The sequence below is a fragment of the Agrobacterium tumefaciens genome, from assembly GCF_009649785.1.
Taxonomy (GTDB): Bacteria; Pseudomonadota; Alphaproteobacteria; order Rhizobiales; family Rhizobiaceae; genus Agrobacterium; species Agrobacterium tumefaciens.
This window is the reverse complement of the sequence record NZ_WJOK01000001.1, coordinates 147,938-162,063: the sequence shown is the minus strand read 5'-3', so window position 1 is coordinate 162,063 and position 14,126 is coordinate 147,938. Positions and strand designations below refer to the sequence as shown.

The following is a 14,126-nucleotide window of genomic DNA, read 5'->3' as shown; positions in this document are numbered from 1 at the left end:
GGGAAGGCGTACGCCAGACACTGCCGAGAACAATTCATGCGCCTGCTGCTTGTTGAAGACGAACGCGAAATGGCAGCAGCCCTTTCCGCCGCCCTGCACCGGTTCGATATCATCGTGGACAATGTCGGCACGCTCGATCTTGCCCGGCATGCGATCATGGACGGTGTTCACGATCTTGTCGTGCTCGACCGGCAATTGCCCGATGGCGATGGCATCCAGCTTGTAGAAGATCTGCGTCTGCTGCCCGTCACACCGCCCGTCATCGTGCTGACCGCGCAAGGCACGCTTGCGGATCGGGTGAACGGCCTGAACCTTGGTGCGGACGATTATCTGGCCAAGCCCTTCGCTGTCGAGGAACTCCTTGCTCGCATCCGCGCCCTGATGCGCCGGCCGGCCGGCAGCGTGACGATGACGGCGAAACTGGGCAAGCTGGAATTTTGCTTCGAAACCCGTGAAGTCCGCATCAAGGGAGAGTTTATTGCCCTGACCAGACGCGAATTGCTGATCCTTGAGGCCCTGTTGCGTCGGCAGGGCAGAACGGTGCTGCGATCGGTACTGGAAGAGGCGGTTTATAATTTCGACGATGAAATCCAGTCGAATGCGCTTGATTCCCATATCTCCCGTCTGCGCCGCAAATTGCAGGCAGCGGATGCGGGTCTGGAGGTTCACGGTATTCGCGGCGTCGGTTATCTGCTGAGGGCGGCCTCATGAAATCGGCCGGAAGGAAATCGCTCAAGCGACGCCTGACCATTCAATTGCTGCTTTTCCAGATCGGCAGCCTTTTCATCGTCACTGCCGCCTTCGTCGCTTACCTGTCCAGCGGCGCCTCGGGCAGCGCCCTTCTCAGCCCGGCAGCGGCCCAGATTACAGCCAATGCCATCATGCGTGACAAGGATGGCCGGCTGATGCTTGACGAAACAAATGAATTTGTCGAGCTGCGCGACAGCATGCCCGGTTTCTGGTTCGTTGCGGTCAGCGAGAAAGGTGAGATCGTGCAGGGTGGGCCGGTGCCTGAGGCCTTTAGCAACATGGATCAACAGCTTAGCGACGTCAAAGTGTCGGACGTACGCGATGCGGCGTTGTCCTACTCCTATCTTGCTGTCTTGCGAATCGCCGTCGTGCGTCGTGCATCGGGACCGGCGGGCGAATTCGTTATGGTCGGCAAGGGCGGAGCCTTCAGTATGGCATTCCCCGTCCTACTGTTCTCCAACATACTGATCATGCCGATCCTCCTTATCATGTCCATTGTGACAATCGTGACCATTCCATGGATCATCCGTCGGGAATTTTTCGCACTTTCCGCTATTGCGCGAACGGCGGAAAGCATCGACATCGACAAGCGCGGATATCGATTGCCGGATGGCGATATTCCATGGGAGGTGCAGCCGCTCGTGCATGCCGTCAACGGCGCGTTGAAACGGCTGGACGATGGTTACGAGCGGCACAAGCGCTTCATTCTCGACGCCGCCCATGAATTGCGGACCCCTGTCGCCATTCTCCAGACCCGTGTCGAAACGTTGCTGGACGGACCGGACCGGAGCCGGATATTAGCCGATGCCAGCCGCATCGCCGTGCTTGCCGAACAGTTGCTCGATCTGCAACGACTTGGCGGGCAAAAGGCGCCGCTTATTCCACTAGATCTTGTTGGCCTCTGCCGGTCTGTCGTCGCTGATATGGCGCCGCTTGCAATCTCTCAAGGCTACGAACTTTCGTTCGAGCCGGACGAAGAGCCGATCCTCGCCCTTGCCGATGACGCCTCGCTGCAACGCGCCCTGATGAACGTCGTGCAAAACGCCATCGAACATGGCGGTAATCGCGGAACGATCACCATAAAAGTGGGGGCCAACCGCGTGATCGACATATCCGACGAAGGCAACGGAATTCCCGAAGAGGACCGGGAAGCCGTGTTTGACGCATTTCACCGGTTGATACCGAAGGATCGCGGTACCGGGCTCGGTCTCAATCTCGTGCAGGAAATCGTCCGCTACCATGGAGGGGAGATCACCATCAGTGATTCCCCATCCGGCGGCGCCTCCTTCCGTATCAGCCTTCCCTATTGCTGACACGAACCCCGTCTTCGGAAGCACGTAATGTCATTGCAATTCTCAGGCGCGATATGTTGCCGTCCCCCTGAATGCGACACCTCCATCGCGTTTCGGTTCTCCAGTCAAACGAAAGGCCTGTTGTGAAATACAACAGGCCTTTTTGTTTTCGTTACGACGGCTTGCGCCGCGTCAACCCGCTCAGCGCGGAAGGACGGTTGCGCCCATCAGCTCTTCGTCGATAGCACGTGCCGCCTGCCGGCCTTCGCGGATTGCCCAGACCACCAGCGACTGGCCACGGCGAACGTCGCCTGCCGCCCACAGCTTGTCGACCGAGGTCTTGTAGTCCGTTTCGTTGGCGATCACATTGGTGGAGCCGCGACGATCGGTGTTGAGCGACAGCTTGCCATCCATTTCCTTCAGCACGCTATCGGTGAAAGGACCGGAAAAACCGATGGCGATGAAGGCAAGATCAGCCTTGATGATGAATTCCGTACCGGCAATGGGCTTGCGCCGGTCGTCCACCTGACAGCACTTCACACCCGTCAAAACGCCGTCTTCACCGACGAATTCAAGCGTGGCAACCTGGAACTCGCGAACGGCACCTTCTGCCTGCGAAGAAGAGGTGCGCATTTTCGTTGCCCAGAAGGGCCATACGGCGAGCTTGTCTTCCTTTTCCGGCGGCATCGGGCGGATATCGAGCTGTGTGACTTTAACCGCACCCTGACGGAACGCCGTGCCGACGCAGTCAGACGCCGTATCGCCACCGCCGACGACGACGACATGCTTGCCGCCGGCGAGGATCGGATCGGCCGGCCAGCCGATGCTGTCGATGTTTTCGCGGCCAACGCGGCGGTTCTGCTGCACGAGATAGGGCATGGCGTCGTAAACGCCATTGAAATCGGCGCCACCGATGCCGGCCGGGCGCGGGGTTTCCGAACCGCCGCAATAAAGAACCGCATCGTGATCAGCCAGAAGCGCTTCGACCGTTACATCCACGCCGACGTTGACGCCGCAATGGAAGGTAACACCTTCACCCTTGATCTGCTCGACACGGCGGTCGATGAAGTTCTTCTCCATCTTGAAATCCGGAATACCGTAACGCAGCAAACCGCCGGGCTTTGATTCACGCTCGTAAACGTGGACCTCATGACCGGCGCGGCCAAGCTGCTGCGCTGCCGCCATGCCGGAAGGACCGGAACCGATGATGGCGACCTTCTTGCCGGTGTGGATCGTCGCCGGCTTCGGCACGATAAAGCCCAGCTCGTAGGCCTTGTCGGCAATCGCCTGCTCGACGGTCTTGATGGCGACCGGCGCATCCTCGAGGTTCAGCGTGCAGGCTTCCTCGCAGGGTGCCGGACAGACGCGGCCGGTGAATTCCGGGAAGTTGTTGGTGGAATGGAGGTTGCGGATCGCCTCTTCCCAATTGTTGTTATAAACCAGATCGTTCCAGTCGGGGATCTGGTTGTGCACGGGACAGCCCGTCGGGCCGTGACAGTAGGGAATGCCGCAGTCCATGCAGCGCGCCGCCTGCTTCTGTACCTCGGCATCCGACATCGGAATGGTGAATTCGCGGAAATGGCGGATACGGTCCGATGCGGGCTGATACTTGCCCACCTGCCGGTCGATCTCAAGAAAACCTGTAACCTTGCCCACGTTTATGTCCTCACATCAAAGCGGAGCGCCTGTTGGGCCCCAGTACCAGTAAGCGAAACCGAAAGCCGCCCCCAATACGATGAATTCAAATCCGGTCTCGCCGCTTGTCCAATAGATCACCAAGGGAACGGCGACCGCGATCATCAGCGAGACCAGTTGGTGTAGTATCCTCACGCGGCGGATTATTCCGCCGCGACGCCCATGCGCATGCGCTCCATTTCCTCAAGCGCACGACGGTATTCGACCGGCATGACCTTGCGGAATTTCGGACGGAACTCGCTCCAGCGGTCGAGTATATCCTTGGCGCGTGCAGAATTGGTGTAGTGGAAGTGATTGGAAATCAGCTGGTAGAGCCGCTCCTCGTCGTGACGCGTCATATCCTCGGAGACGTCAACGCGTCCCTTGTGCATGAGGTCGCCACCGTGATGGTGCAGCTTCTCGAGCATGTCGTCCTCTTCCGGAACCGGCTCCAGCTCGACCATGGCCATGTTGCAGCGGGTGGCGAAATCGCCCTTCTCGTCGAGAACGTAAGCCACGCCACCGGACATGCCGGCCGCGAAGTTGCGGCCCGTCTCGCCGAGCACCACGACAATACCGCCCGTCATATATTCGCAACCGTGGTCGCCGACACCTTCGACAACCGCGACCGCGCCGGAGTTGCGCACTGCAAAGCGCTCACCCGCAACACCACGGAAATAGCACTCGCCGGTGATGGCGCCGTAAAGAACGGTGTTGCCGACAATGATCGAGTTTTCCGCGACGATACGGGTGTTTTCCGGCGGGCGCACGATGATGCGGCCACCCGAAAGACCCTTGCCGACATAGTCGTTGCCGTCACCCACCAGATCGAAGGTGATGCCGCGAGCGAGAAACGCGCCGAAGGACTGACCGGCCGTGCCGCGCAGCGTCACGTGGATCGTATCGTCCTTCAGACCCTTATGGCCCCAGCGCTTGGCAAGCGCGCCTGACAGCATGGCACCGGCGGAACGGTCGACGTTCTTGATCGGGACTTCGAAAACGACAGGCTCGCGGTTTTCCAGCGACGGTAGCGACTTCTCGATCAGCTTGCGGTCGAGAATATCATCGATCGGGTGCTTCTGACGCTCGGTCCAGAAGGTTGCCTCCTTGGGAGCCTCTACCTTGTGGAAGATGCGGCTGAAATCCAGACCCTTGGCCTTCCAGTGCGCCAGCATCTCATCCTTTTCGAGGAGTTCGGAAGCGCCGATGATCTCGTCCAGCTTGGTAACGCCAAGCGAGGCGAGGATTTCGCGCACTTCTTCAGCCACGAAGAAGAAGTAGTTGATGACGTGTTCCGGCGTGCCCTTGAAGCGCTTGCGCAGAACCGGGTCCTGCGTTGCGACCCCGACGGGGCAGGTGTTCAGATGGCACTTGCGCATCATGATGCAGCCCGCAGCAATCAGCGGCGCGGTGGCAAAGCCGAATTCATCCGCACCAAGCAGCGCGCCGATGATGACGTCGCGGCCGGTCTTCAGACCACCATCCACCTGCAGCGCGATGCGCGAACGAAGGCCGTTCAGCACCAGCGTCTGCTGCGTTTCGGCAAGGCCGATTTCCCAGGGCGAACCGGCATGCTTCAGCGACGTCAGCGGTGAAGCACCGGTGCCGCCATCGAAACCGGCGATGGTGATATGGTCGGCGCGCGCCTTGGCGACACCCGCCGCAACCGTGCCAACGCCCACTTCCGACACGAGCTTCACAGAAACATCTGCTTCCGGGTTGACGTTCTTCAGGTCGTAGATCAGCTGCGCCAGATCTTCGATGGAGTAGATATCGTGGTGTGGCGGCGGCGAAATGAGGCCGACGCCCGGCGTGGAGTGACGGGTCTTTGCAACCGTCGCATCCACCTTGTGGCCGGGCAGCTGGCCGCCTTCGCCGGGCTTGGCACCCTGCGCGACCTTGATCTGCAACATGTCGGCATTGACGAGATATTCCGTCGTCACACCAAAGCGGCCGGATGCGATCTGCTTGATGGCGGAACGCTCGGGGTTCGGCTTGCCGTTCAGAAGCGGCATGTAACGGTCGGATTCTTCGCCGCCTTCGCCGGTGTTGGACTTGCCGCCGATGCGGTTCATCGCAATCGCAAGCGTCGTATGTGCCTCGCGGCTGATCGAGCCGAAGGACATGGCGCCCGTCGAGAACCGCTTGACGATATCGACCGCCGGTTCGACGTCGTCGATGGAAACCGGCTTGCGGCCGAGCGCTTCCGCCGATTTGACCTTGAACAGGCCGCGAATGGTGTTCATGCGCAGCGCCGTCTCATTCACCATGGCGGCAAATTCACGGTAGCGCTCCTGGCTGTTGCCGCGCACGGCGTGTTGCAGCGAGGCGACGGCATCCGGCGTCCAGGCGTGGCTTTCGCCGCGCATGCGATAGGCATATTCGCCGCCGATATCGAGCGTGTTGGCAAGGATCGGATCCTTGCCGAAAGCCGCCGTGTGGCGCGTTACGGTTTCTTCGGCGATCTCGGTCAGACCCACGCCCTCGATGGAGGTGGCGGTACCGAAGAAATACTTCTCGACGAATTCCGACGACAGGCCGATGGCGTCGAAAATCTGCGCGCCGCAATAGGACTGGTAGGTGGAAATGCCCATCTTGGACATGACCTTGAGGATGCCCTTACCCACCGCCTTGATGTAGCGATAGACGACTTCGTCGTCCGACACTTCCTTCGGGAAGGCGCCGTGCTTGTGCATGTCGAGCAGCGTGTCGAAGGCGAGGTATGGGTTGATCGCCTCCGCGCCATAGCCAGCGAGCAGACAGAAATGATGGATTTCGCGCGGTTCGCCGGTTTCAACGACGAGGCCGACCGAGGTGCGCAGACCCTTGCGGATCAGGTGGTGATGCACGGCAGCCGTCGCCAGCAGCGCAGGGATCGCAATCCGGTCCGGGCCAAGCTGGCGGTCGGACAGAACGATGATGTTGTAACCACCGCGAACAGCGGATTCAGCTCGCTCGCACAGGCGGTCGAGCATGTCAGGCATGCCTTCGGCGCCGCGCTCCACATCATAGGTAAAGTCGAGCGTCTTGGTATCGAAACGGTCTTCGGTGTGGCCGATGGAGCGGATCTTTTCCAGATCGCCATTGGTGAGGATCGGCTGGCGCACTTCCAGACGCTTGGCACGGGCCGCGCCCTCGTGATCGAGAAGGTTCGGGCGTGGGCCAATGAACGAAACGAGGCTCATCACCAATTCTTCGCGGATCGGATCGATCGGCGGGTTGGTGACCTGCGCGAAGTTCTGCTTGAAATAGGTGTAAAGCAGCTTGGACTTGTCCGACATCGCCGAAATCGGCGTATCGGTACCCATCGAGCCGATGGCTTCCTGGCCCGTTGTTGCCATCGGCGACATCAGGAGCTTGGTATCTTCGCTGGTGTAACCGAAGGCCTGCTGGCGATCGAGCAACGACACGTCACGCCGCAGCGCCCGGGGCTCCACCGGCTTCAGATCCTCAAGAATGAGCTGGGTGCGGTCGAGCCAGGTGCGATAGGGGTGCTTGGCAGCAAGCTCGTGCTTCACATCCTCGTCGGAAATGATCGAGCCCTTTTCCATGTCGATCAGCAGCATCTTGCCCGGCTGCAAGCGCCACTTCTTGATGATGCGTTCTTCCGGAACCGGCAGCGTGCCGGCTTCCGACGCCATGATGACGCGGTCGTCGTCGGTGACGAGATAGCGCGCCGGGCGCAGACCGTTACGGTCGAGGGTTGCGCCGATCTGCTTGCCGTCGGTGAAGGCAACGGCGGCCGGGCCGTCCCACGGCTCCATAAGCGCGGCATGATATTCGTAGAAAGCCTTGCGTTCAGCCGACATGGACAGGTTGCCCGACCAGGCTTCCGGGATCAGCATCATCACGGCATGGGCCATGGAGTAACCGCCGCGCACGAGGAATTCGAGCGCGTTGTCGAAGCAGGCGGTGTCCGACTGGCCTTCATAGGAAATCGGCCAGAGCTTGGAGATATCGTCACCGAACAGCGCCGACGAAACAGACGCCTGACGCGCCGCCATCCAGTTGACGTTGCCGCGCAGCGTGTTGATCTCGCCGTTATGGGCGACCATGCGATAGGGATGCGCGAGCTTCCAGGACGGGAAGGTGTTGGTGGAGAAACGCTGGTGCACCAGCGCAACCGCGGATTCGAAACGCGGGTCCGCCAAATCCTTGTAATAGGCTCCAACCTGATAGGCGAGGAACATGCCCTTGTAGACGATGGTGGAGGAGGACAGCGAGACCGGATAGAAATCCTGCGTTTCCTTACCGCCGCCCTCGTCGTAGATGCGGTTGGAGAGAACCTTGCGGATCAGGAACAGCTTGCGCTCGAAGTCATGATTGGTCGCGGCATCGCGGCCGGCGCCGATGAAAACCTGAACATGGTGCGGTTCGGTGCCGGCGATATCGGGTGCCTTGGAAAGGGAAGAATTGTCGACTGGCACGTCGCGGAAGCCGAGGAACTGCTGTCCCTCCTCGCCGATCACGTCGACAATGACCTTCTTGTAGTGATCGATACGGGACGGATCGCGCGGCATGAAGATGTGGCCAACGGCATATTCGCCAGCTTTCGGCAGCGTCACACCCTGGCTCGCCATTTCCTCGCGGAAAAAGCGGTCGGGGATCTGCACGAGAATGCCCGCACCATCGCCCATCAGCGGATCAGCGCCGACAGCACCGCGATGCGTCAGGTTTTCGAGAATGAACAGGCCGTCCTTGACGATCTGGTGCGACTTCTGACCCTTCATATGGGCAACAAAGCCGACGCCGCAGGCATCGTGCTCATTGCGCGGATCGTAAAGACCCTGCTTTTCCGGCAGGCCGCCCGCGAAACGCCCCTTCGCAGAAACGGGTGCGGCCGCAGCCGCGGTGGGACAGTCTGTGGTCAGGGTTGCGGCGACGTTGTCTGCCTGCAGCTTGCTTGTCATTTTCGTCCCTCCTGCAAAATTACTTGCATGGTTTCATGCGAAGATCCGGATCGACACGAATTTCGCTTTCCGAAAAATCCGCATTCAATCCGGCTCGACCAAATTTAGGACAGCAAAGCTGTCTCAATTCGAGAGAATTTTGGCAGAAAACCGCGGGTTTAGCAAGGGTGCGAATCCAATTAGTCGCAGTGCCGATTGGCAGCGAAGTTTCGATACTGACCCATTGCGCGAAACTTTCTTGTCACAAAACGCTTCGGGCCGTTGCTTTCATTGCCGGATTTGCCAACCGCGAGGTTAGGTCCTAGAACTTTGCGGGTCATCGTCAACGCATTCCCAACTTCAGCACAACAGCCATCGGAAAGCTTTCAGAGATGTTTTTTGCCTCAGACAATTGGGCCGGCGCCCACCCTGCCATCAACGAGCGCCTTTCGCGGGAATCCACCCGATTTGCGGCTGCCTATGGCACCAGCGCCCTCGACCTTTCCATAGAAAAGCGCTTCAATGAAATATTCGAACGCGAAGTGGCGGTGTTTTTCGTCGCCACAGGTACGGCGGCCAATTCTCTTTCGCTGGCAAGCATTGCCCGCCCCGGCGGCCTGACCTTCTGTCATTCCGAAGCCCATGTGATCGAGGATGAATGTGGAGCGCCGGATTTCTTCTCCGGCATGCGCATGGTTGCCGTCGAGGGACCGAACGGCAAAATGCTGCCGGAAAATCTGATCGAGCGCATTTCGCGCTATCCGCAGGACGCCGTTCATCACGGACGCGCCGCAGCGGTTACGATGACACAGGCAACCGAGGCCGGTACTGTCTATACGCTCGATGAAATCGACGCGATTGCCAAAATCGCCAAGGAGAACGGCCTGCCGCTGCATATGGACGGCGCGCGCTTTGCCAATGCGCTTGCCGCACTCGGCACCACGCCCGCCGAAATGACCTGGAAACGCGGCGTTGATGTGCTCTCTTTCGGTGGCACGAAAAACGGCTGCTGGTGCGCGGAAGCGATCGTGTTTTTCGACCCCGCGCTCGCCAAAGACTTCGCCTTCCTGCGCAAGCGCACCGCCCAGCTTTTTTCGAAGTCGCGCTTCATCGCCGCACAATTCGAAGCCTATCTGCAGGACGATCTCTGGTTGGGTCTCGCAAGCCACGCCAATGCCATGGCTAATCGGCTGCGCGCCGGCTTCGCCTCGCTTAACAGTGCCCGTCTGGCATGGCCGACCACTGCAAACGAGGTTTTCGCCATTCTGCCGAAGGCCGCCGCTGAAGCGGCAACGGAGAAAGGCGCGAAGTTCTACGACTGGCTGGTGCCCCGCGATATGCCGGAAAAGGTTGGAAAGGACGAGGTGCTGATCCGCATGGTCACCAGCTTCGCAACGACCGAGACTGATGTCGACGAATTCCTGTCGATCTGCGCCGCTGTCTGACAAAACATTCGGGGGCGCCGTGTCGTAACGGCGCCCTCAAACCTCCTGCAGCCGGTAGCCGACACCGGTTTCCGTGAGGATATAGCGCGGCTGATCCGGAATTTTTTCGATCTTCTGGCGAAGCTGGCGTACATAAACGCGCAAATATTGCACGTCGGTCAACTCGTCCCACACATGCTCCAGCAGGAAACGGTGCGTCAGCACCTTGCCCGCATGCTGGACCAGAACCCGCAGAATATCATATTCCTTGGGCGAGAGTTTCACCTCCCGGTCCTCCACCTTGACGATGCGTCTGACGAGATCGACCGAAAGATCGCCGGTATGAAACACCGGTCTCTCACCCTGGCTCTGAAGGCGATGGCGCAGGGCGACACGAATGCGGGCAACAAGCTCGTTCATGCCGAAAGGCTTGGTGATGTAATCGTCGGCACCCAGCTCCAGTGCCTTGACGATACCCGCCTCGTCAGTGCGGCTGGAAAGAATGATGACGGGTAGGGAAAGCCCCTCGCCCCGCCATTTCTCCAGAAGCTCGTGTCCCGACATATCCGGAAGACCGAGATCAAGGACCACGAGATCGGGCTTGTCCTCGTTCATCAACTCCATCGCGACGCGGGCATTCATCGCCTCGCTGACCGCATAGTCCTGCGTCGAGAGACCGACCCGCAAAAGTTTGCGGATCGGCGGTTCATCGTCGACGATCAGAATGCGAACGGCGGAATTGGTCATTGCCGATCTCCTTCAGCCCTAGTCATGGTTCAGCACCGGCACTTCGGCGGGAACGGGCAGGCTTATGGTAAATTGCGCGCCCGTGCGACCTGATCTGTTTTCAGCGTGGATAGATCCACCCATGGCCTCGATAAACCCCTTGCAGATGGATAACCCGAGGCCGGTCCCGGCCTGCACATGGTCCGCCTTGCGCACACGGTAGAAACTGTCGAACACCCGCTCGGTATCATCAGGGGGAATACCCGGCCCCTCGTCGGCAACGCACAGGAAGACATGCCTGCCCTGCCGCCACCCGCGAATCTGGATTACGGTTTGTTCGGGCGCGTATTTGGCGGCATTGTCGATCAGATTGAACAGAACCTGCTCAAAAAGCACCGGATCGACCTTCAGCATCGGCAGATCGGAGGGAATGTCCAGAACGATCTCGTGCCTGACAACGATTTTCGCCGCGCGTGAAAGCGCTGTTCCGACCATATCGCCAACAAAATACAATCCGTAATTCGGCTCCATCGCGCCCGAACCGATCCTCGTCATATCGAGTAGGTTGGAAATGAAGCGGTTCAGCCGTTCGGATTCCTCGACGATGGTTAGAAGCAGTTCGGTGCGCGCCTCGAGCGGAATGTCGTCGGCGAAATCCTTCAGCGTTCCGGCGGAACCCAGAATGGCGGCGAGCGGCGTTTTCAGGTCGTGGGAGATGGAGGTCAAAAGCGCGGTGCGCAGCCGGTCGGTTTCCGCCGCAAGCCTTGCCCGATCGACATCCGAAACCAGCTGGATGCGCTCGATGGCAAGTGCCGCCTGATCCGCCAGCGCATCGAAAAGCCGCTGCTGCTCAGGTGTGAAAAGCGGGCCAAGCCGGTCGTCGTCCAGCCCCACCACCCCGACGGCGCCGCTGCCGGTGCGCAGCGGCAGATAAAGGCGTTTGGCACCCGGGAGCGTATCGGCGCCCCGGCCTGCAGCCTTGTTGTGTTCCCAGGCCCAGTGTGCGGCCGCAATGTCCGCATCCACGAGCGTGTCATCAGGCGGATAGCCCGCCTTGACGGTGATCGAATTGTTTTCGGGCAGAAGCAGGACGACCCTGACTTTCAGCATCGACGCCATCTGGAACGCGGTTGCCCACAATACGTCATCCAGCGTGCCGGTAACCGCGAGTTTTTTGGAAAAAAGGTACAAATCTTCCGTGGTTCGCGCACGCATCCGTGCAGCTGCGGCCTGCCGCTGCACCGCCGCAGTCAGATTTGAGGCGACAAGCGCCACACCGAGATAGAACAGCAGCGCCACGACGCTTTCGGGATCGCGGACAGTCAGGGTATAACGCGGTTCAAGAAAGAAAAAATTGAACGCAAAGGCACCAAGCAGGGAAGCATAAAGGCCAGGCCCCAGCCCTCCGCGCACGGCTGCCGCAAAAACCGCCATCAGGAACACCAGCGCCAGATTTTGAACATCAAGGGCTTGGTCAAGCACGATGCCGGCCACGATTGCCAGTCCGACAAACAGGGTGCTGTTGAGATAGGGCAGTATCGAAAACCGCGATTGAGCCGTTGCCGGCTTCACGGTCTGGACCGGCTTCTCCGCGTTTTTGTCGCCGGAAATGACATGCACGCTGATATCGCCGGCATGGTCTATCAAATCATGCGTCAGCGAACGCTGCAGAATTCTCTGCCACCACGACCTTCTGGGACGGCCGATGATGATGTGGGTGAAGTTATTGGCGTTGGCATAGGATATGATTTCATGCGTCAGGTCGAGCGCCGGCAGGGTTACTGTCTCGCCGCCCAACTGCTGCGCGAGCCGCATGGTGCCGGCCAGCCGATCCTTCTCTGCCTCCGACAATTGCTGAGAGCGAGGCGTGTCCAGATGCAGTGCCGTCCACGGCGCGCGCAGGCGATCGGCCTGCCTTCGGGCATAACGCACCAGACCGGGGCCGTTGCCGCCGTGGTCCAGACAGACTAGAACACGGTCTCCCGCAGCCCACGGCCCGGAGATGGCGTGCGACTGCATGTGGTTGAGCAATTGCTCGTCCACCCGCTGCGCTGTGCGCCGTAGCGCAAGCTCGCGCAGGGCCGTCAGATTGCCGCGCGAAAAATAGTTCTCGATGGCGCGCCGCGCGGTGCGGGGCATATAGACCTTGCCGTCCTGCAGGCGCTTGATCAGATCGTCGGGGGTGATATCGATGATCTCAACATCGTCAGCCCGGTCAATGATGCTGTCCGGCACCGTTTCGCGCACGCGGATACGGGTGATCTGCGCCACCACATCGTTCAGGCTTTCCACATGCTGAATGTTCAATGTCGTATAGACATCGATGCCCTGCGCGAGAATTTCCTGAACATCCATATAGCGCTTGGGATGCCGGCTGCCAGCCGCATTGGTGTGGGCCAGCTCATCGACCAGAACCAGCGCCGGTCGACGGGCGAGAATGGCGTCGAGATCCATCTCGTTCAGCGACTGGCCGCGATAATCAATGTTCCGGCGCGCAATGATCTCGAAACCCTGCACAAGTGTTTCGGTTTCCTTGCGGCCGTGCGTTTCCACGACACCGATAATGGTATCGACACCATCTGCGAGTTTTGCCCGGCCGGACATCAGCATTTCATAGGTCTTGCCGACACCGGGAGCTGCGCCCAGAAAAATCTTCAGCCGCCCTCGCGCCTCGCGCCGGGCGTTTTCAAGCAGCGCATCCGGCGATGGTCTGCTCGGCATATCACGATTATCGTCAGGCATTTAACCCACCAGTGGATAAGCTATGGCTTCCAAAGAAGCCATAGCCATTTCAGTTCATGAGCCGGCTGCGTCAAGAGCCATGTTGAGAGCCAGCACATTTACAACGGGCTCGCCCATGAAGCCCAATTCAGGCGCCTCCACATGGGCGTCGACGACGGCGCGCAGTGACGCTTCGTTCATGCCCCTTGCCTTGGCGACACGCGAGACCTGAAAATAGGCGGCCTCAGGCGACACATGCGGGTCGAGACCGCTGCCCGATGCCGTCACCAGATCAATGGGAACCTCGGCTGCCGAATTTTCGGCTTTAGCAGCCTCGTAGTCCTGCTTCACCCGGTCGATAAGCTTTGCGCTCGTCGGTCCCAGGTTGGAGCCGGAAGACGACGCGGCATTGTAGCCGTCGCCGGCAGCCGACGGCCTGCCGTGGAAATATTTCTCGCCGGTGAAGGCCTGCCCTATCAATTGCGACCCGACAACAGTCCCATTCTTCTCGATCAGACTGCCATTTGCCTGGAAGGGAAAGATAGCCTGTGCGAGGCCCGTCATTCCAAGAGGATAGGCAAGGCCGGTGATTGCGGTGGTGGCAAGGATCAGCACCAGTGCGGGACGTAGCTGTTTCAACATTTCCATAC

The 14,126-nt window shown here is 59.7% G+C and carries 9 protein-coding genes; 3 read left to right on the top strand and 6 right to left on the bottom strand.

What is annotated here, in order from left to right:
• Positions 1-36 precede the first annotated feature (36 nt).
• A complete protein-coding gene (locus GH784_RS00695; RefSeq protein WP_041694647.1) occupies positions 37-711 on the top strand; it encodes a response regulator transcription factor in 675 nt (224 codons plus the stop codon).
• Positions 708-2,063 (top strand): sensor histidine kinase, encoded by a 1,356-nt coding sequence (locus tag GH784_RS00690; protein ID WP_076845432.1) that lies wholly within the window; start codon positions 708-710, stop codon positions 2,061-2,063. Before GH784_RS00695 ends, GH784_RS00690 begins: the two co-directional genes overlap by 4 nt.
• Positions 2,064-2,243: 180 nt before the next feature.
• On the opposite strand, the gene GH784_RS00685 is transcribed toward GH784_RS00690, so the two are convergent.
• Genes GH784_RS00685 through gltB form a run of 3 tightly spaced genes read right to left on the bottom strand, consistent with a single transcriptional unit; the run spans position 2,244 to position 8,626 of the window.
• On the bottom strand, positions 2,244-3,698 hold the full coding sequence (locus tag GH784_RS00685) for a glutamate synthase subunit beta (protein WP_003511464.1): 1,455 nt from the start codon (positions 3,696-3,698) through the stop codon (positions 2,244-2,246).
• Between the two features lie 15 nt (positions 3,699-3,713).
• A complete protein-coding gene (locus GH784_RS00680) occupies positions 3,714-3,872 on the bottom strand; it encodes a hypothetical protein (RefSeq protein WP_153793133.1) in 159 nt (52 codons plus the stop codon).
• Between the two features lie 8 nt (positions 3,873-3,880).
• Positions 3,881-8,626 (bottom strand): glutamate synthase large subunit, encoded by a 4,746-nt coding sequence (gene gltB, locus GH784_RS00675; protein WP_076845431.1) that lies wholly within the window; start codon positions 8,624-8,626, stop codon positions 3,881-3,883.
• A gap of 371 nt (positions 8,627-8,997) precedes the next feature.
• Here gltB and GH784_RS00670 point away from each other — a divergent pair, with 371 nt between their 5' ends.
• Positions 8,998-10,050, top strand: a complete 1,053-nt coding sequence (locus GH784_RS00670; protein ID WP_003511467.1) for a threonine aldolase family protein — start codon at positions 8,998-9,000, stop codon at positions 10,048-10,050.
• Positions 10,051-10,086: 36 nt separating this feature from the next.
• Here the strand turns inward: GH784_RS00670 and GH784_RS00665 are convergent, their stop codons facing one another.
• From GH784_RS00665 to kdpC, 3 genes are read right to left on the bottom strand one after another with little or no spacing between them, the layout of a single operon-like run.
• Positions 10,087-10,776: a response regulator transcription factor gene (locus GH784_RS00665; protein ID WP_003511468.1), complete on the bottom strand. Its 690-nt coding sequence runs from the start codon at positions 10,774-10,776 to the stop codon at positions 10,087-10,089.
• A gap of 18 nt (positions 10,777-10,794) precedes the next feature.
• The gene (locus GH784_RS00660; RefSeq protein WP_013761867.1) at positions 10,795-13,497 is read right to left on the bottom strand and encodes a sensor histidine kinase; all 2,703 of its coding nucleotides are present in this window, start codon (positions 13,495-13,497) and stop codon (positions 10,795-10,797) included.
• A gap of 54 nt (positions 13,498-13,551) precedes the next feature.
• Positions 13,552-14,118, bottom strand: coding sequence for a potassium-transporting ATPase subunit KdpC (gene kdpC, locus GH784_RS00655; protein ID WP_025595364.1), 567 nt, complete (start codon positions 14,116-14,118; stop codon positions 13,552-13,554).
• Positions 14,119-14,126: the final 8 nt, after the last annotated feature.

Coding starts and splice junctions, on each gene's coding strand:
- GH784_RS00695 (WP_041694647.1), top strand. CDS start 37: ATGCGCCTGCTGCTTGTTGAAGACGAACGCGAAATGGCAGCAGCCCTT.
- GH784_RS00690 (WP_076845432.1), top strand. CDS start 708: ATGAAATCGGCCGGAAGGAAATCGCTCAAGCGACGCCTGACCATTCAA.
- GH784_RS00660 (WP_013761867.1), bottom strand. CDS start 13,497: ATGCCTGACGATAATCGTGATATGCCGAGCAGACCATCGCCGGATGCG.
- kdpC (WP_025595364.1), bottom strand. CDS start 14,118: ATGTTGAAACAGCTACGTCCCGCACTGGTGCTGATCCTTGCCACCACC.
- GH784_RS00670 (WP_003511467.1), top strand. CDS start 8,998: ATGTTTTTTGCCTCAGACAATTGGGCCGGCGCCCACCCTGCCATCAAC.
- gltB (WP_076845431.1), bottom strand. CDS start 8,626: ATGACAAGCAAGCTGCAGGCAGACAACGTCGCCGCAACCCTGACCACA.
- GH784_RS00665 (WP_003511468.1), bottom strand. CDS start 10,776: ATGACCAATTCCGCCGTTCGCATTCTGATCGTCGACGATGAACCGCCG.